The sequence below is a fragment of the Alsobacter sp. P4_H11 genome, from assembly GCF_056400925.1.
The window spans coordinates 296,291-313,060 of sequence record NZ_JBFUKI010000007.1 but is presented as its reverse complement, the minus strand read 5'-3'; the positions used below and the strand labels follow the sequence as shown (position 1 = coordinate 313,060).

At 65.7% G+C, this 16,770-nt stretch carries 15 protein-coding genes; 7 read left to right on the top strand and 8 right to left on the bottom strand.

All coding sequences use genetic code 11. The features are described 5' to 3' along the window. Positions 1–15 precede the first annotated feature (15 nt). From AC1DSZ_RS14905 to AC1DSZ_RS14885, 5 genes are read right to left on the bottom strand one after another with little or no spacing between them, the layout of a single operon-like run. Positions 16–2,040: a DUF3604 domain-containing protein gene (locus AC1DSZ_RS14905; RefSeq protein WP_476839125.1), complete on the bottom strand. Its 2,025-nt coding sequence runs from the start codon at positions 2,038–2,040 to the stop codon at positions 16–18. 27 nt (positions 2,041–2,067) lie between these two features. Next, a complete protein-coding gene (locus AC1DSZ_RS14900; RefSeq protein WP_476839124.1) occupies positions 2,068–3,096 on the bottom strand; it encodes a SphA family protein in 1,029 nt (342 codons plus the stop codon). Between the two features lie 57 nt (positions 3,097–3,153). Continuing rightward, positions 3,154–4,290 carry an HlyD family secretion protein gene (locus tag AC1DSZ_RS14895; RefSeq protein ID WP_476839123.1) on the bottom strand — a complete coding sequence of 379 codons (1,137 nt, stop codon included), beginning with the start codon at positions 4,288–4,290 and terminating at the stop codon, positions 3,154–3,156. Continuing rightward, on the bottom strand, positions 4,290–4,484 hold the full coding sequence (locus AC1DSZ_RS14890; RefSeq protein ID WP_476839122.1) for a hypothetical protein: 195 nt from the start codon (positions 4,482–4,484) through the stop codon (positions 4,290–4,292). Before AC1DSZ_RS14890 ends, AC1DSZ_RS14895 begins: the two co-directional genes overlap by 1 nt. Positions 4,485–4,486: 2 nt before the next feature. Beyond that, the gene (locus AC1DSZ_RS14885) at positions 4,487–4,855 is read right to left on the bottom strand and encodes a DUF3302 domain-containing protein (protein WP_476839121.1); all 369 of its coding nucleotides are present in this window, start codon (positions 4,853–4,855) and stop codon (positions 4,487–4,489) included. Positions 4,856–5,151: 296 nt separating this feature from the next. Between AC1DSZ_RS14885 and AC1DSZ_RS14880 the strand changes: the two genes are divergently transcribed. After that, positions 5,152–5,844: a Crp/Fnr family transcriptional regulator gene (locus AC1DSZ_RS14880; RefSeq protein WP_476839120.1), complete on the top strand. Its 693-nt coding sequence runs from the start codon at positions 5,152–5,154 to the stop codon at positions 5,842–5,844. A gap of 440 nt (positions 5,845–6,284) precedes the next feature. Here AC1DSZ_RS14880 and AC1DSZ_RS14875 read toward each other — a convergent pair whose 3' ends face one another. Both AC1DSZ_RS14875 and AC1DSZ_RS14870 read right to left on the bottom strand, forming a co-directional pair. Further along, entirely contained in the window at positions 6,285–8,060 is a 1,776-nt protein-coding gene (locus AC1DSZ_RS14875) for an amidohydrolase (protein ID WP_476839119.1), read from the bottom strand. 134 nt (positions 8,061–8,194) lie between these two features. Then, positions 8,195–9,877 (bottom strand): amidohydrolase, encoded by a 1,683-nt coding sequence (locus tag AC1DSZ_RS14870; protein WP_476839118.1) that lies wholly within the window; start codon positions 9,875–9,877, stop codon positions 8,195–8,197. Between the two features lie 368 nt (positions 9,878–10,245). On the opposite strand from AC1DSZ_RS14870, the gene AC1DSZ_RS14865 reads away from it, so the two are divergent. The 6 genes from AC1DSZ_RS14865 (at position 10,246) to AC1DSZ_RS14840 (ending at position 15,861) form a co-directional block, all read left to right on the top strand. Beyond that, the gene (locus AC1DSZ_RS14865) at positions 10,246–11,325 is read left to right on the top strand and encodes a DUF389 domain-containing protein (protein WP_476839117.1); all 1,080 of its coding nucleotides are present in this window, start codon (positions 10,246–10,248) and stop codon (positions 11,323–11,325) included. Positions 11,326–11,663: 338 nt separating this feature from the next. Further along, entirely contained in the window at positions 11,664–12,650 is a 987-nt protein-coding gene (locus tag AC1DSZ_RS14860) for an ABC transporter substrate-binding protein (protein ID WP_476839116.1), read from the top strand. A 102-nt stretch (positions 12,651–12,752) separates the two neighbouring features. Beyond that, complete coding sequence (locus AC1DSZ_RS14855; protein ID WP_476839115.1) at positions 12,753–13,589, top strand: ABC transporter permease; 837 nt, start codon at positions 12,753–12,755, stop codon at positions 13,587–13,589. Further along, positions 13,586–14,392 (top strand): ABC transporter ATP-binding protein, encoded by an 807-nt coding sequence (locus AC1DSZ_RS14850; protein ID WP_476839114.1) that lies wholly within the window; start codon positions 13,586–13,588, stop codon positions 14,390–14,392. The genes AC1DSZ_RS14855 and AC1DSZ_RS14850 overlap by 4 nt, the downstream gene beginning before the upstream one ends. 9 nt (positions 14,393–14,401) lie before the next feature. After that, positions 14,402–15,157, top strand: a complete 756-nt coding sequence (locus AC1DSZ_RS14845) for an ABC transporter permease (RefSeq protein WP_476839113.1) — start codon at positions 14,402–14,404, stop codon at positions 15,155–15,157. 20 nt (positions 15,158–15,177) lie between these two features. Beyond that, the gene (locus AC1DSZ_RS14840) at positions 15,178–15,861 is read left to right on the top strand and encodes a fumarylacetoacetate hydrolase family protein (protein ID WP_476839112.1); all 684 of its coding nucleotides are present in this window, start codon (positions 15,178–15,180) and stop codon (positions 15,859–15,861) included. A gap of 94 nt (positions 15,862–15,955) precedes the next feature. Here AC1DSZ_RS14840 and AC1DSZ_RS14835 read toward each other — a convergent pair whose 3' ends face one another. Then, complete coding sequence (locus AC1DSZ_RS14835) at positions 15,956–16,624, bottom strand: GntR family transcriptional regulator (protein ID WP_476839111.1); 669 nt, start codon at positions 16,622–16,624, stop codon at positions 15,956–15,958. Between the last annotated feature and the right edge of the window lie 146 nt (positions 16,625–16,770).

Genomic DNA, 16,770 nt, shown 5'->3' with positions numbered 1-16,770 from the left:
CGCGCCGCGGGAAGGTCAGGGCGTGTACCAGATGGGCGAGGTCCAGGCCCGCTCCTGGTGCTTCATCAGCACCTCCGGCCCCATCGTGACGCCGAAGCGGACCTGATCGTAGGCGGTCCAGCGCGGCGTCGGGATCTCGATCACCCGGGCGTAGTAGAAGGCGCGCAGGCTCGGGTCGAAGTCGGGGTCGGTCCAGGCAGCCGAGAGGTCGGGATCGCCGATCGTGTTGGTCCATGTCGCCTTTGAAACATCCACCGTGTCGCCGACCGCCGGAACACGGCCGTCGGAGCCTCGCGCACGGCGCTTCGCCTCGCCCAAGGCCACGTCGTAGATCTGCTCGTGGGGCTTGCCGTCCTTGTCGACCCATCCTTTGATGATCTGGGCGCGGTCGAGATTGGCGCCCACGGGGTCCTTCAGGGCCGCGACGAGAAACGTCGGGGCCTTCGCAGAAGCGGGGGATCTGGGCAGGTCGCCGCCCATCGGCACGCCCTTGCGATAGCCCGCGTCGGCGACATTCTGCGGCTGCGCATCGTCGGACGTGTACTGCCAGCCGCCAAAGAAGCGCACGGTCATTCGCGTGCCGGAGGTGGCGTAGGTCTCCTTACGCTTCATCGCGTCCCAGAGGGATTCGCGCGTGTTTTCGGTGGCCCAAACGCCGGCGTAGCCCGCCGCCTCGTAGATCCAGTTGTACCGCGTCTTGCCGAAGCCCTTCTTGGCCACCTTGGACCAGCGCGTCGGGCTCGGCTCCTGGTCGACATGCTTGCCGTAGAAGTTGTCTTCTTCGATCGCGGTGAGCGAGTTGTGGACGTCGGTGCCGCCGATGAAGCCGAACTTGAAGGGGTTGACGCCGAGCTTCTGCTCCTGCGCGAGGCCCTGCAGCAGGCCGCCGCGCAGGTACATGTATGGCCGCATCTCCGGCGTCTCGGGCGATCCTTCCAGCGTCAGGTTGCCGTAGTCCCAGCCCTGGACGCCGAAGTCGGCGAACTCGTCGTTAGGCGAAAGCGTCGGGTGCGTCTCGCTGCTGCCCTTCGTCTGCATGACTTCCTGCAGCACCTCCCAACGGGCCCGGCGCTCGGCGTAGTCCTTCGACAGCGGCTTGCCCGCGAAGTCGATCAGCTCGAACATGCGGCCGTTGGAAAGATTGCCGTTGTGCGGGATGGCGAGGAGACTACCGCCGGTCTTGGCCTCGTACCTGTCCATCCAGTCCCAAAGCTTTTCCGGATCCTCACTCTGCCAGGCCGAGAAGGGGAGGATCTGGTCCGCCTTTTCCTTGTTGTCGCGGAATATGATGTTGCGATGGAGGTTGTTGCCGCCGGGCACCGACGTCCACTCGTAGCCGATGAGGGCCGTGAACTTGCCCGGATCGTTGAACTTCTCGGCCGTGGCCGTATATTGCTGCCAGACCGACTTCATGATCGGCACGACAACCTTGGGGTCCTTCACCGGGGCCGGGAGCTTGCCTTGCGCCTGCGCCGAAACGAGCTCGCGCATGGTCACCGAGGCCTCCTCGCCACCCGTCTTCATGGCCTTGCCCCAGCGCTGCAAGGTCGGGTCCGTCGCGAAGGCCGGGTTGCCTTCGTAGACCTGCAGCATCACTCCGAGACCCTCGGCGTGATCGGAGATCACAAGAAAGTCGAGCGGGCGCGCAAGCCTGGCGGGCACGCCGCTGGAGGAAATCACCTCCTCGCCGCGGGCGAAGCGATAGGCCTGCTCGGGCGTCAGCCGGTTGCCGCCCATGAAGGCATCGCCCGAATTGGCGGTGTGATGATGCGTGTCGCCGAAGAAGGGCCGCATCGGATAGGAACGGCCGGCATAGGCGGAATAGGCCGCGCCCTTGCCGGCTTCACCGCCGGGGGCCTTCGCCTCGTCTGCGACGAGGTCGTCCGCGTCAAAGGCGCCTTTGATGTCGGCGGGGCTGGGGTCCGAGGACGTGGCGTCCTGGGCGTGTCCCGGACCGGATAACAGCGGCAGCACGGCGAGCGCCGATGTCAAGATGAGAACGCTGCGGCTGGGCGTGAGATAGGTCCTGGTCCGGCGCATGGCTAACCCCCTGACGTGACGACGCAATCAGAACTTGGCGACAACCGCGGCCTGCTCGGCGGTAGCGCTCTTCGGAACGACGTAGAGCGGCATTGACAGCGTGAAGAAGCCGGCGGTCCCTTCCAGGCGGTTCTTGACGTCGAACTCGCGATAGACCTTCAGCCGGGTGGAGACGGGCAGGTCCCCCACCTTGAACGTGTACCCGACGGACCCGCCGAGCGCCGCCACGCGGCCCTTGAAGTCGCCCAGGATTGCGCCCGAACCGCTGTCGCCGTTGAGCTGCTGGTAGTAGTAGCCGACGAGCCCCACGGAGAACTGGGAGCTGAAGTTCTGGGTGACGGCGCCCTCCAGATGCAGCTCGTTGCCAGTTCTGTAGTTGGTGGCCGTGTTATCCAAGTTCGTCGTGACGCCCGCCGCCAGCGACACGTCGAGGCCAATGGCAGGATCGAGCCAGGTCACCGCCGCATTGAAGTCGGCCGCGGCGCGATGATTGGCGACATTGGCCAAGGCTCCCTTCTGGAAGTCTCCGATCGGGAAGAAGGTCGTGACCCCGGCCGTCCAATGGAAGTTGCCCTGGCGCCAACCCATGAACGTGGTCAGCGCCGGGTCGCCATAGGTGCTGGCTGAATCATGCAGCGCCCGTGCGGGCGAGCCCGGCAGGAAGGGGGACGTCAGCCGGGCGTTCGCGTCGACGTTCGGGCCTCCGAGCGGGACGAGGAAGTTGAAGCCGAGATGACCGCCCAGCAGCTCCAGCGGCGTCACGACGGTGAGGGCCGGCAAGTCCAGCCAAACGGTGGCCTTCACGTCGGCGACGGTGCTGCCTCCGACAACCGGAAACGGACGGTTGGCGCCGTTCGAGCCCTCGTACCAGTAGACGTTGTTGGTCACGAAGACGCCCGGGGGCGGCGTGATTCCGGCGCCTGGACCCTTGAGACCCAGCAGGTACACGCCGTGGCCGCCTTCGGCCGCCGATACGGGCTCCGATGGAAGCGCCCCGCTCACGAGGGCCAGCGCTACGGCCCCGGCTTGGCGGGTCGCCCTTGTGATCCGTGTCATGCCCTACGCCCCCAACGCGCTTCACTGTCGTGTGCTTCAGCCGGGCCGCTCCGGTGGCTAGGCCGTGAAGAAGAGGTAATTCGTCCAGCTCGAAAGCCGCATCAGCGCCATGCGGATCACGCCCGCGATCTGGACGTTCCCGGTGTAGATCGCGGCGCTGCCCTGCGCGCCGGCTGGAAGGCGCAGGGTGTCGGCGTCGTCGAGCCTGATGCGGACGGCGAAGCGGGCGACACCCGGCGCGTTCGTGCCCGGGAACAGGCCGCTCGCGCTGAGCTGGCCCTCGCTCGCCATGTCGACGGTGGTGATGACGCGGCCGGAGAAGACGTCGCCTGGATAAAGCGGGAACACCGCCTCCGCGTAGTCGCCCGGCGCGATCTGCAGATACGGGCCTTGCATGAAGCTGGCGACGACAACGCCCCGGTTGCTGTCGTCGCGGTCGCAAACGAAGGGCACCACCGAGGCCGCCGCGCTCACGACAGCGCCGGGCACGAGTTGAACGTTCGTGGCGTACCCGTCGCACGGCGCGCGGACGGTCGATTCCTCGACGTTGTACTGCGCCAGCGCCAGTTGTTGCCTGGCCTGCGCGACGGCCGTGTTCTCGTTGCCTATATTGGACTGATAAGCGAGCTGCGCCCGCTGCTCGGCCGCCTGCGCGCCCGCGAGGGATTGCTGCGCCGTGTCGCGGTTGCGTTCGACTTTGTCGAGCAGCGCCTGGGCGATGACCTGCTTCTGGAAGAGCTCCGTCTGCCGATCGAGTTCGGCCTGCGCGAGATCGAGCTGCGTCCTTGCCTTTTCGGCGGCAGCCGTGGCCTGGTCGAGCGACGATTTGAGCTGCGGCACGGCTTGCTCGGCGGCCGCCAGGGCGGCCTCGAGCCGCTTCACGTCGAACTGGAACTGCCGGGGATCGATGGTGAAGAGCACGTCGCCCTTGCGCAAAGGCGTGTTGGGCTGGGCGACGACCTCCAAGACCCGGCCCGGCGCCGTGATGTGCGGCACGATGGACACCACACGCTGGAACACCCGTGCGTCCGAGGACGACGGATGGAAATTGTTCATGGCGACGAGAATAAAAAAGGCGAAGAGCGGCCCCACGGCCGAAAGCGCCAGCGCCAGCGGAAGGCTCAGGCGTACGACACGCAGCTTGTCGAAGACGAGCCAGACGATGGCGATGTAGGTGATGAAGATCGCCGCCATCATCGGACGGGATCCTTGGTCTGCCGCTCGACCAGCCGCGCCTCGATCGAAGCGAGGCGTCGGTCGAGCGCATCAAACGTCGTGCCGAGGTCGCCGGAAAGTTTGGGCAGCGCAATCTGGGGCTGCTCGGCCCCCGGCTTGAGCTTTCGGTAGAGGTAGAAGATGTAGGCGGAGCTCACGAGGGCCCAGAGCATGGCTATGCTCCCTGATCGGCGAGCTTCGCGACGCGCGCGTCGATCACGGCCACACGGAGGGAAGCCGCGTGAAGCCGCTGCAGCAGCGCGGCGTCATCTTGGCCAGCCGCCTGCTCCGCTCCGCCGAGCGGCTGGCCCGGAACGAGATAAGCCCAGACCATCGCGACCGGCCACAGCACGAGTGTGACGATCCCCATCCAGCCGCAGATATTGATCGCCTCGGCCTGCGGGTGGCGCCGCGCCTTGGCGATCGTGCCCGGAAGGCTCCCGAGCTTGTAGATCACGACGGCTCCCAGGACCGGCGCGACGGCGAGGACGCCAAGCGTGAGCCAGTGCAGGAACGGCCCGAAAGCCTGCAGCGTAAAACCCATGGGTTGTCCTCCGCCTGTCCGTGGATCGGCCGTCAGCTCTGCTATTCGGCGGGAGACCAGCCCGGACGACCTTGGGCCCCGGGCGTGCAGGACGGAGTTGCACAAGGCGGTGTGCGTGCCCTCAATAGAGGCACGACCACTTTTCAAGCGTTAAGTATTGGTCCCAGCAACGCAGCCGGTTCGCTCTTAGGGCGTCGTCGATGACCTGCAAGTCTCCCGTTAAGCTAAAGTCACTGATGCTTTAACACGACTAACCGTGCGACATTGTCCGCCCACGATCAGTTTGGGAGGGCGCCATGAAAATATCTCCGGCCCAGGCGCTCGTCGCGGGCCAGGGGTGGTTGAGCCTGGTCCCGTCGTCTTTCCGGGACGCTGTGCTGGGCCGCAGCCTTGTCGTGACTGCCGCAGCGGGGGAGACCCTTTTTCAAGTCGGAGACGAACCCGGTGGGCTGTACGGTCTCGTTTCGGGCAGTCTGGGCGTCTCCGTTGCGCCGGGCGATGACGGGCCCTATCTCGCCCACTTCGTCAGGCCAGGAACCTGGATGGGCGAGGGTTCCGCCGTTACCGGAGGGCCGCGCATCGTCGGCCTTGCGGCCACGCAAGACAGCGTCCTGCTCCACTTGCCGCTGCAGGCCCTGCAGGAGATCCTGTTCAAGGATCCCACGGGGTGGCGGTGGATCTCCCTCCTGACCACGCTTCATCTGGTCACCGCCATAGGAGCCGCGGACGACTTGAAGATCCGCGACCATGTCCAGCGCTGTGTCGCCATCCTTCTGCGGCTCAGCGGCTGCCGGCTATCAACCCCCGCGGGCGATGATCCGCCGGCTGTCCAGGTGAACCAGAACGATCTGGCGCACCTCGCCAACATCGCCCGCACGACCGCCGGGACGGTCCTTCGCCGGCTCGCCAGCGAGGGCCACATCGAGCACGCCTATCGCCATATCCGCATCCTCTCCCCCGATGCGCTGCGGGCCATGCTGGCGCGGTGAGGAGGGAACTGGCCGCCAAGGCTCGTCTTGATGCTCAGTGGGCCGCAGTGGTGAAGAGGATACGCCCCCCTGACGGTATCGGCGCCGCGTGCGCCATCACGCGCGCGATATGGACGTCTTGGAGCCGCGTGCTCCCCGTAGGTGACCGGCCGCCATGATCAGCGTTTTTGGTCCTTCGCTGAAGACGAAGGCCTCGATGGTGTGACCGTCGCAGTTGGCGGAGCTGGCCAAGGCCATCGCGTCCAGCGCGGGGATCAACTTGCGCCGATCGTTGCTCGCGTTCGCCTGGGGGATCGACGCCAGGCTGGCGGCGCCGACTGCCGCTGCGGCCCCGGTGAATTAACGCGTCGACGTAATCTTCAAGGCTCCAGCGCTCATTTGTTCCCCCTCCTGGCCTCGTGCATCCCGCAGTCGGCGGCTGCGCGTCTTGCTGCGACCGCTCAGGTCGCCCTGTAGACGCTCTTTCCTTCCTTGATCGTCTCGACGACCTTGAGCGTGATCAGCTGCTCGGGTTTCAGCGCAAGCGGGTTTTCGCTCAGGATCACGAAGTCGGCCAACTTGCCGGGCTCGATCGTCCCCTTGCTCGCCTCCTCGAAATACTGAACCGCAGGCCAGATCGTCATGGCTTTGAGCGCCGTGAGAGTGTCGACGCGCTCCTCGGGGCCGAGCACATAGCCTGACCGCGTCGTGCGCGTCACGGTCGCGGACAGCACGCGGATCGCGTCCGGGTTTGCAACAGGCGCGTCGTGGTGAGTGGTGAAGATCATGCCGAGCTTGCGCGCCGAGTTGCAGGGCGAGATGCGTTCAGCACGCTCCGGCCCCAGAACCGAGCTGCGATGCCAATCGCCCCAGTAATAAGTGTGCATCGGGAAAAAGGACGGCAGGATCGCCAGTTCCTTCAGCCGTGGCAGCTGGTCGAGCCTCGCAGTCTGGCCGTGGATCAGGACGGCGCGCCGATCGCCTTGGCCATGCTTCGCCGTCGCCTGGCCGACGGCATCGATGAGCCAGTCCACCGCCGCGTCGCCATTGGCGTGGGTGATGACCTGCCAGCCATTGGTGAAGGCGAGGTCGACAGCGTCGATGATCTGCTGCTTCGTGATCGCCGCGTAGCCGCGGTAGTCGGGGCCCTGTCCCTCCGGCGGCTTGTAATAGGGCTGCGAAAGAAAGGCGGTCTTCCCCTGCGGCGAGCCATCGATCGTCGCCTTGGCCCCGCCGATGCGGACACGGTTTCTGTAGTCGCGCGAGGGCGCGATATCTTTCACGGATCCGAAGATGTCGGGGTACACGACGACGTCGACGTCGAGCAGGCCGGCCTCGCCCGCCTTTGCGAGCATGGTCGCGCTACCCGGCATGGCGCGTCCTTCCTGGACCGTCGTGTAGCCGAACGAGGCGTAGAAAGCCGCGCCTGCCTTGATCATGTCGAGATAGGCCTGCTCGTCGAGCCGGCTCAGCAGCTTGCCTGCGGAGGCAAAGAAGGCCGCCTCCTCGCAGACGCCGTTCGGGCTTTCTCCGTCGGCCTCGCGACGGAACGCGCCGCCGGGCGGATTGGGGGCGCCTCTCGCAACACCCGCCTCCGTGAGCGCCTTGCTGTTGAGAACGCCCAGATGGCCGGACTGATGCACGATCAGGATCGGAATGTCCGTCGACACAGCGTCGAGGTCGGCGCGGGTGGGGTGCCGCTGTTCCTGGAGCTGCGAGTCATCGTAGCCGAAGCCGATGATCACGCCGTAGCGTGCGATGATCTTCCCGTTCTTGCCGACCCAGTCGCGGAGGATCCGTTGCAGCGCAGGAATTGCGTTGCCTTCGCCGTCGGGCATCGGCAGGAGGTTCGCGGCAAGCGCCTGCAGCCCGACCATGACGACATGGCCGTGAGGATCGACGAACCCCGGGAGCAGCGCCTTGCCCTTGAGGTCGATGATGGTGGGGCCGTTCGCCTGCTTTTCGACCTCGTTCCGCGCTCCCACGGCGATGATCCTGCCGCCGCGCACAAGCACCGCCTCGGCGGTCGGCTGCGTTTCGTTGATCGTGACGATCGGGCCGCCGACATAAAGCGTGTCGACGTTCTCGCCGGCTGCTTCGGCAGGACTGCAACTGAACCTGCCTGCCGCTCCCGCGACCCCGGCCCAGGCTGCGCCCGCGACCGTGTGTTTCAGGAGCGAGCGGCGCGACAGGGCGGCAGAGAGCGCGCCGGCGAAGGGACTGCAAGCGATGCACATGGTTTTTCGCTCCCTTCCAAGAAATCATTGTGGCCGGTGACGGCTTCGGCCTCGTTTCGTCGGGCCAAGATCCCGGCGGCTATAGAAGCCGCGGGGACCAGATCGCGACACGCCAGGAGAGCGCCGCAGATCCTTCAGGATTGCGCGACGGGCAGGACCTTCCCTTCGAACACGGTTCCCCACACGGGGATGTCCTTGATCTTGGAAGCGTCGATGGTCAGCGGGTTGTCCTCGAGGATGCTGAAATTGGCGAGCTTGCCCGGGACGATGCTGCCCATGTCGTTCTCCAGGCGCAGGGAATGCGCTGCGCTGAGGGTGACGCCCTTCAGCGCGCCGAGGCGCGTCGCGCGCTGGTCCGGCGCGGCGACCCGCCCGGAGACTGTCGTGCGGTTCACCGCGCAGTGCACCAGGAGCAACGGCTGACCGGGCGCCATGGGCATGTCGGAGTGCAGCGAGTAGGAAATGCCGGCCCGCTCGATGTCGCCAATGCGCACCATGGTGTCGGCCCGCTCCGGGCCGAGGCCGTCCTTCGAGTAGGCGTCGGCCAGCGCCTGTACGTAATAGGGGTTGGCGCTGACGATGACGCCAAGCCGCCTCATGCGGTCGACCTGATCCTTCTGCGACACCGCGAGGTGAATGGCGACCGTGCGATGATCGTGGCGCGGTTGGCGGCGCATATTTGTCTCGACATTGTCGAGAACCGTGTCGAGACCGGCGTCGCCGTTGACATGGACGTGGATATGGTAGCCGGCGTCCCAGTAGATCCTGAAGGCCCGCGCGAAGACCTCGGGCTCCATGATCCACTCGCCCGTTCCGCCGCCGAGATAAGGCTCGCGCACCCGCATCGCGAGGGAATAGATGGCGCCGTCCGCGAACAGCTTGATCGCGCCGGGCATCATCGCGGTCATGCCAGCGCCCCAGTTGAGAACCTTCTGCGTCTCGCTGATCGTCGAGTCCGGGAAGGCCGCGCTGATCGATTTGCCGTCCGGGATGAAATAGAAGCGAAACGGGCTGTCGGGCCGCGAGAGAACTGCGTTCTGGGCGTCCTGCAACTGTTTCGAGAACAGCCCGCCGGGCTCGCAGCCCAAGGTCACGCCATTGGCGTGGTAGTAGCGCACGACGAATTCGAGGCCACGCCGAAGCCGGTCCGGCGTGGCGATGGCCGGCAGCAATTTCGGGATGACGGCGAACATGCCGCCTTCCCAGAAGTGCCCGTCCTGAAGGTCGGCCTGTTTGCGCGCGCCGTCCGGAAAGCCCGAAACGAAAGCCGCGTCGACGCCATACGCCTCCAGCGCCTTGCTGTTGACGATGAACTCGTGAGCGGACCTGTGCCAGACGATGATGGGCCTTGCGGTGCTGATGCGGTCGAGATCGGACCGGGTCAGGGGGCCATGGAAGACGGGGTGATAGCCCCAGGTCACAAGCAGCTCAGCAGGATTGTTGAGCTTCGCATTGGCTTCGGAGAGCCGCGCGCGATACTCACCCGGGCTTTTGGCGGCGGGCACGACACCGGAGGGCAAAACCCAGTCCTCGATCGCGATGATCTCCGATACCATCGTGAGACCCGTGAGGAGGGGGTGGTCATGCTGCGCGATCAGGCCGGGCGTGATCACCTTGTCGGCGAAGGTCTCGTCGACTGCGTAAGGTTGGCTGCCCGCCGCCGCTTTCAGCTCCTCGACGGCCCCGACCGCTAGAATTCGGTCGCCCAGCACCGCGATAGCCGTTGCCGAAGGCTTGTCGGGATCGAGCGTGATGATCTCCTTTGCCCGAAAGATCGTGACCCGCGGCAGCGCTTTGCGATCGAACTGGCTGGCCATGTCCTGGAGGGATCCCTCCCGGGCCAGCGCCGGCGTCGAGGGCGTCGCCTCGCAAATAAAGGCTCCGGCCGTGGCAGCGGCTGCGGACCTCAGGATTTGGCGGCGCGAGGGGAACGCAGAGCTCCGGAATGCTTCGGCGAAGGCCGAGTTGCACATGATGCACATTGCGTTGCTCCGACCTTACGCGGATTCGGGCCTTGAGGGTCCGGCCGAACCGGACGAGAGCGGGGTCGCAGCCCCGGTCAGTGTATGCAGCCGAGCGCCTCTGTTTCCTGATCCATATCAGGCCGAGGCGCCTGTTTTCGGCGCAAGATGAGCCCAGGATCGTTGCGGGGGAGGGCCGCGGTGCAAGCAAAGCTCGAGCGCCGATGGCCAATGACGAGATGAGCCACCCGCCGTCCGCATCTTTAGCCGGGGCCAGATCATGGCTCAGGATCGGCGCCGATCCGTTGCGAGCCCCTGACGAAACACGCCAGTTGGTGACCGACGGCGCACGACTGTCCGTGAACTACCTCGTGATGAATGCGGCGGCCACGCTCATTGCAGGCTATGGCCTTCTCGCCAATTCGGAGGCGGTCATCATCGGCGCGATGCTGATCGCCATGCTCTACGGGCCGATTCTCGCCATTGGCCTCGCTTTCGCGGAGCTCGACGGTAAGCTCCTCGGGCGCGCGCTGATTGCGGAGATAGTGGGCGCGTTGTGGGTTTTCTCGATCGGGCTGCTTCTCGGCTGGCTTCACTTCAGGGTGCCCGTCAGCGACCAGATGCTCTCGCGGACCGCGCCGAACATTCTGGACTTGATGATTGCTCTCGTCGGGGGAGCGGCCGGAGCTTATGCGGCGGCGGCTCCGCGCGTGAGCGCGGCGGTGGTCGGCGTCGCCATCGCGACCGCGCTCTGTCCGCCCCTGACGGCCTGCGGCATTCTCGTCGCCCATGGCTACCCGCGGCTGGCGCTGGGCGCCTTCATCCTGTTCTTCACGAATCTGACGGCCATCGCGGCCGCGGCGATGGCGGTCTTCCTTGCCATGGGACACCGGGCTCGCCGGTCCGAAGGCGCCGTCCGGACCACCTGGGCGGCGCGGGCAGCCCCTCTCTTGATTTTACTCGTGCTCGGAATCTACCTCGTCGACGCGTTCCGGGCGACGATCGAGGACACGACCCTGCGGGACACGATCCAGCGCTCGCTGGAGTCCGATATTGCCGACAACCCCGGCGCGCGGGTGATCGAGGTCCAACTGGCGCGCGAAGGATCGCGGCGCGTCGCCACTGCGGTCATCAGGACGCCTCGCCCTTTCACGCGGGAGACCGTCGCCCGCCTCGACGATACGATCGACAAGGCTACGGGCCGCGACGTGTCGCTGCATGTCAGAACCGTCCTGGTGGAGGAATTGACCCGGGAAGGCCCGATGACGGCGCCCCAGTCGGAGCGTGGGCTAATCGGGCGCTGACCCCCCGCGAACGCCGCACGGAAAGTGGGGCGTGATCGACGCCGGCCCCGCCGAAGGTCCGCTCCAGGCGCTCAACCGTACTTCAGCTCCGGCGCGAGGCGGACCGATATAGATCGGCGCTTTTGGACCAAGGTCGACGCCTGCGGAGGTCTGTTTGGCGATCCGCAGCTTGTCACCTCACAGCTGTCAGGCAAAGGCGCGGGCCGTCGCGCGCTAAAAATATCGATAAAACAGTTTACCTGCCCCACATAAGCGATATGCTGCTTCTGCTCTGCAGGATGGTAACCGGAAACAATCCGGCCGGCTGCAGAGCAGGAAATGCAATCGAGGTGCACGCCATGACCTTTCTCTCGCTGATCAAGGGAGCGCTCGCGGGCGCTTGCCTGACTGGAGCGCTGATCGCGCCCGCCGTTTCGCAGACCACCAAGGTGAGGGTCGCGCTGGGTGACACGATCTCGGTCGAAACACTCGCCTACGTGGTCGCGCTGGAGCGCGCCAAGGAACGCGGAGTCGACTACGAGCTGACCTCCTTCGCCAAGGAGGACCTCGCGATCCAGGCGGTCGTGAACGGGCAGGCGGATCTCGGGATCGGGACGCCCTACGCGGTCGCTCAGAAGTCCAAGGCGCCGTTGCGCGGCGTGTTCCAGGTGACGCGCCTCGTGTTTTTCCCGGTCGCCGAGAAGTCCATCAAGACCTGGAAGGATCTTGACGGCCAGCCGATGACGTTTCATGCGCGCGGCACCGGCACGGAAGCGATCGGCAACATCTTGGCAGAGCGCAACGGCATCAAGTTCGGCCAGCGCAATTACGTGGCGGGATCCGAAAATCGCGTGATCGCGATGATGAACGGCCAAATCAAGGCCACCATCCTGGATCTCGCCAACAAGAACCTGCTTATGAGCAAGGCCGGAGATCGATTTACAGTTCTGCCTGGCCTCGACGAGAAGGCGAGCGACGAAATTCTGTTCGTGAAGTCCGACTGGATGGCGCAGAACCAACAGAAGGTCGACATCATCGTTGAGGAGTTCGCGCGGTTCTGGAACGAACTGGCGGCCAATCCGGCCGTCGCCGACCAGGAGCGGCAGAAGCGCGGCCTGCTCAAGGACGTGCCGAAGGAGCTGCTGGCGGACGTCACCAAGTTCTACGCCGAAGCGGTGCAGAACGGGGTGTTCGACAAGACTGGCGGCAGCCCGACCGCCATCAAGGCCGACTTCGTCTTCTACACCCAGGCCGGACAGATGACCGGCAAGCCGGACGAGCTCAAGGTCGAGGACTTCTGGGATTTTGGGCCGCTGGAGCGGGCTCGCAAGAAGATCGGCAGCTGAGCCTACCGTCCCGCAGCCCGGCCGCGCGCATTGCGGCCGGGTGTTCCCGCCGGCCGCCGTTCTGAGCGCCGCCCCCTCCCTCGTACCAGCCGGTATCGCCGCATGACGCCGACGACCCGTGAGTTCGTTCCCGCCGCCGTCCCGTTGGGCAGGCCGGCTTCGCCTTCGCTGTCCCTGCATGCGCTGGCGCGCAACCCCTACGCGCTGCGCCTCGTATCCTTCGCCATCGTGGCGCTTGCCTGGGAATGGGCCGGGCGTGTTCCCGTGAGCCCGTCGTTCCCGACATTCGGCGAGACCGCGGCTGCGCTGTTCGCCATGCTGGCCGACGGCTCGCTGCCGACCGCCTTTGCGAACACGCTCGTTCCGCTCGCGATCGGAATCGCGTTGTCGTCCGTGGTGGGCGTCGCGATCGGCGTCGCGATGGGGTTGAACGAGAAGGTCGAGTGGTTCGGCGTGCCGATCTTCATCGTTCTTCAGGCCGCGCCCCTGGCCGCGCTCGTGCCCCTGCTGGTGCTCGCCTACGGTATCGGGGTGACCACCAAGGTGTTCGTGGTCTGCATCATGGCGATGCCGGTGATCGTGCTGAACTCGTTCAAGGCGGTGCGGCACACGCCGCACTCGCTGATCGAGATGGGCCGCAGCTTCATGGCCAACCGGCCGCAGCTCATCGGCAAGATCATCCTGCGCTCGGCGACGCCCGTGATCTTTGCCGGGCTGCGGCTCGGCACGGCGGCCGGCTTCGTCGGCGCGATCCTGGCCGAGCTGCTGGTGACCCCCACTGGCGTGGGCGACATCATCACCTACAGCCAATCCACCGCGGACTACCCGCGGATGTACGCCGCCATTGCGGGCGTAATCATTGTTTCGGTGCTGTTCATCGAGGGCCTCGGATGGGTCGAGCAGCGTTTTCTCCGGCCCGAAAAGCGGAGCGCATCATGATCGGGTTGCAATCACAAACAGCCGCGCCGCCACTGGCGGCGGTCGCCGCCCCCATCGTCGAGGTGTGTGGACTGTCCAAGATCTATCCGGGCGGCGTGGAAGCGCTGAACGACATCAGCCTCAGCTTCCCGGAAGGCGAACTGACGACGCTTCTTGGACCCTCCGGCTGCGGCAAGACCACCCTGCTGAAGATCATCGCGGGTCTGCTCCAGCCGACCGGCGGCGAGGTGAGGGTGCGGGGCAGGGCGGTTTCCTTCCCCGGCCCGGAGCGTTCCTTCGTGTTCCAGGACTTCGCCCTGATGCCCTGGGCGACCGTGATCCGCAACGCCGCCTTCGGGCTCGAGTTGCGCGGCGTCCCGCGCTCCGAGCGCGAGGCGGTGGCGGAGAAACACATCGCGTCGGTGGGCCTGAAAGGCTTCGAGACGAAGTATCCGCACGAACTCTCCGGCGGCATGCGCCAGCGTGTTGGCCTCGCGCGGGCGCTCGCCGTCAACGCCGACATCGTCATGATGGACGAACCATTCTCGGCCGTGGACGAGCAGACCCGCCGGCAGTTCCAGGAGGATCTGCTGCGTCTCGTCGCTCAGGAGCGCAAGACGTTCCTGTTCGTCACGCACAGCATCGAGGAGGCCGTTTACGTCTCCAACCGCATCGTGCTGCTGTCGCGCCGCCCGAGCCGCGTTTCGGAGATCATAGACGTCAACCTGCCGCGTGACGCCGAGCCGGACCAGATCCGTCGCCATCCCGCCTATCTCGATACCGTGGAGGGAATTTGGCAGACCCTGAAGCGCTATCTGGACTGAGGCAGGGCGATGATCATCAATGGAATGCGCATCCCGGCCGCGTTTTCGCTCCTGCTTTGGGCGGTGTTGTGGGAGATCGTCGGGCGCCTCGGCCTCACAATCCTGATCCCTCCGCTGTCGACGACGATCGAGAAGCTTATCGAGATCGTCGGCACGCCGGGCTTTTGGGACGCTCTGGCGCTGACGCTGAAAACTTTCGTGATCGGCAGCGCCATCTCGATCCTGGCGGGAGTGCCGATCGGGATCCTGATGGGGCGCTTGCCGGTGCTGGACCGCCTGCTGCTGCCCTGGGTCAACACCTTCATCAGCGCGCCCCTGTCGGCGCTGGTCCCGGTCGTCATGGCCCTGTTCGGCTTCGGAGAGACGACGATCATCCTGACGGTGGTGCTCTTCGCGATCTGGATCATCATCCTGGACGCGCGGGCCGGCGCGCATGCGATCTCGCCGTCGCTGGTCGAGATGGCGCGCGTCTACGGCGCCACCAATTGGCAAGCCTTCAGCAAGATCTTCGTCCTGTCGGCGATGCCCGAAATCCTCACCGGCGTGCGGCTCGGGCTGTTGCGCGCCGTGAAGGGCGTGATCATCGGCCAGCTTCTGGTGTCGGTCGTCGGCTTCGGCCGGCTGTTCGAGATCTACTCGTCGAACTTCCTCATGGAGCACATGTGGGCGCTGCTGCTCGTGCTCTTCGCGCTCGCTTCCGCCATCGACATGGCCTTCGGGCTGATCGAGCGGCGTGTCGAACACTTCGCGTCTTCCCGCAACTGACCACAACGACGGAGCCTGTCGTGCAATATGTGATTTCGCCTCCTCCCGTTCCGACCCTGCCGGTGGCCGGGTCCGACCAGCAGTTCCCGGTGCGCCGGATCTACTGCATCGGCCGTAACTATGCCGAGCATGCGATCGAAATGGGCCATGACCCGAACAAGGAGCCGCCGTTCTTCTTCCAGAAGAACCCCGACAACATTGAGCTCAGCGGTGAATTTCCGTATCCGCCCAAGAGCAGCGACGTTCATTTCGAGATCGAGCTCGTGGTGGCGCTGAAGAGCGGCGGCGCGAACATCCCGGTCGACCAGGCGATAAACCACGTGTTCGGCTACGCGGTCGGGCTCGACATGACCCGCCGCGACCTCCAGGGCGAAGCCAAGAAGCTCGGCCGCCCATGGGAGATCGGCAAAGCCTTCGAGCGCTCCGCGCCCTGCGGGCCCCTCGTGCCGGCCGACCGCGTCGGTCCGCTGACGCAGGGTGCAGTCACCCTGGAGGTGAATGGCGAGCTGCGGCAGAAGGGCGACGTCAACCAGATGATCTGGAAGATCCCCGAGATGATCTCGTACCTGTCAGACTACTTCACGCTGGCGCCGGGCGACCTGATCATGTCCGGCACCCCGGCGGGCGTGGGCGCGGTGAACAAGGGCGACCGCATGCGCGGCGTCGTCGAGGGCGTGGGCGAAATCACCGTCACGGTGGTGTGAGCCGCGTGAGGCCGGAGCGCCTGGCGCTTCGGCCCGCATCCGGCGGGCCGATGGTGTGGGGCTGGATCGCGACCGGGCCGTAACGAAGTCGCGATTACTTGAGGTCTTGTTCGACGATCGACTGGGTCTTCCGGTAATGGTTCTGCAGAAGCCCGACCGCGCGCTCGACATCGCCCTCGACGGTGGCGTCCAGGATGGCGCGATGTTCATCGGGTCCCTGGCGCTGCGGATAGACCCGGGCGGCCGCCAGCTTGCGGTACCGATCCGCCTGGTCGCGCATTTCGGCGCAGAACGCCAGGAGCCACGCCGAGCCGCAATTCGAAATGAGCGCATGATGAAACGCGCGGTGCCGCTCTTCCCACTCCGGATTGAACGTGTAGGCGCCGTCGTCGAGCGACCGCTTGGTGCGGGACAGGCGATGAAAGGCCAGTACGAGCGCTTCCTCCCATTCGGTGGACCGGTTGGCGATCGACTCGCGCAGCCCGATGGATTCCAGCCAGCAGCGGGTCTTCACCAGTTCGGCGAATTGCTCCCGGCTCACCGGCGCCACCAGGAAGCCGCGCTGGTCGCGCCGCACCACCAAGCCGTCCTGCGACAATCGGTTCAGCGCTTCTCGTACCGGGCTGGCGCCGATGCCGTACCGCTCGCAGACGAACTCGATCCGAAGCTTCAGGCCGGGGGCGAGCGAACCCGACAGGATGTCGTCGCGGATGCGCTCGTACACGGTGGTGGCCGTGGTCCGGATGATGGCTTGGTGGTTCATGGCGGGGTGCTTCTTGGCTCAGCGTCAGAGACTTGCATACCACGCCGGGCTGCCGGCCGAAATATCGAGATTTCTGGATTGCAGCGTAGGTTATGATTTTTTCCAAGCGCGACGCGATGAAAGCCAACATCGATCTGCACGGATAA

Bases quoted from the DNA above. Each gene is read 5' to 3' on its own strand.
- AC1DSZ_RS14865 (WP_476839117.1), top strand. From the start codon at position 10,246: ATGGCCAATGACGAGATGAGCCACCCGCCGTCCGCATCTTTAGCCGGG.
- AC1DSZ_RS14890 (WP_476839122.1), bottom strand. From the start codon at position 4,484: ATGCTCTGGGCCCTCGTGAGCTCCGCCTACATCTTCTACCTCTACCGA.
- AC1DSZ_RS14895 (WP_476839123.1), bottom strand. From the start codon at position 4,290: ATGGCGGCGATCTTCATCACCTACATCGCCATCGTCTGGCTCGTCTTC.
- AC1DSZ_RS14870 (WP_476839118.1), bottom strand. From the start codon at position 9,877: ATGGCCAGCCAGTTCGATCGCAAAGCGCTGCCGCGGGTCACGATCTTT.
- AC1DSZ_RS14880 (WP_476839120.1), top strand. From the start codon at position 5,152: ATGAAAATATCTCCGGCCCAGGCGCTCGTCGCGGGCCAGGGGTGGTTG.
- AC1DSZ_RS14885 (WP_476839121.1), bottom strand. From the start codon at position 4,855: ATGGGTTTTACGCTGCAGGCTTTCGGGCCGTTCCTGCACTGGCTCACG.
- AC1DSZ_RS14855 (WP_476839115.1), top strand. From the start codon at position 12,753: ATGACGCCGACGACCCGTGAGTTCGTTCCCGCCGCCGTCCCGTTGGGC.
- AC1DSZ_RS14875 (WP_476839119.1), bottom strand. From the start codon at position 8,060: ATGTGCATCGCTTGCAGTCCCTTCGCCGGCGCGCTCTCTGCCGCCCTG.
- AC1DSZ_RS14905 (WP_476839125.1), bottom strand. From the start codon at position 2,040: ATGCGCCGGACCAGGACCTATCTCACGCCCAGCCGCAGCGTTCTCATC.
- AC1DSZ_RS14835 (WP_476839111.1), bottom strand. From the start codon at position 16,624: ATGAACCACCAAGCCATCATCCGGACCACGGCCACCACCGTGTACGAG.
- AC1DSZ_RS14850 (WP_476839114.1), top strand. From the start codon at position 13,586: ATGATCGGGTTGCAATCACAAACAGCCGCGCCGCCACTGGCGGCGGTC.
- AC1DSZ_RS14900 (WP_476839124.1), bottom strand. From the start codon at position 3,096: ATGACACGGATCACAAGGGCGACCCGCCAAGCCGGGGCCGTAGCGCTG.
- AC1DSZ_RS14845 (WP_476839113.1), top strand. From the start codon at position 14,402: ATGATCATCAATGGAATGCGCATCCCGGCCGCGTTTTCGCTCCTGCTT.
- AC1DSZ_RS14860 (WP_476839116.1), top strand. From the start codon at position 11,664: ATGACCTTTCTCTCGCTGATCAAGGGAGCGCTCGCGGGCGCTTGCCTG.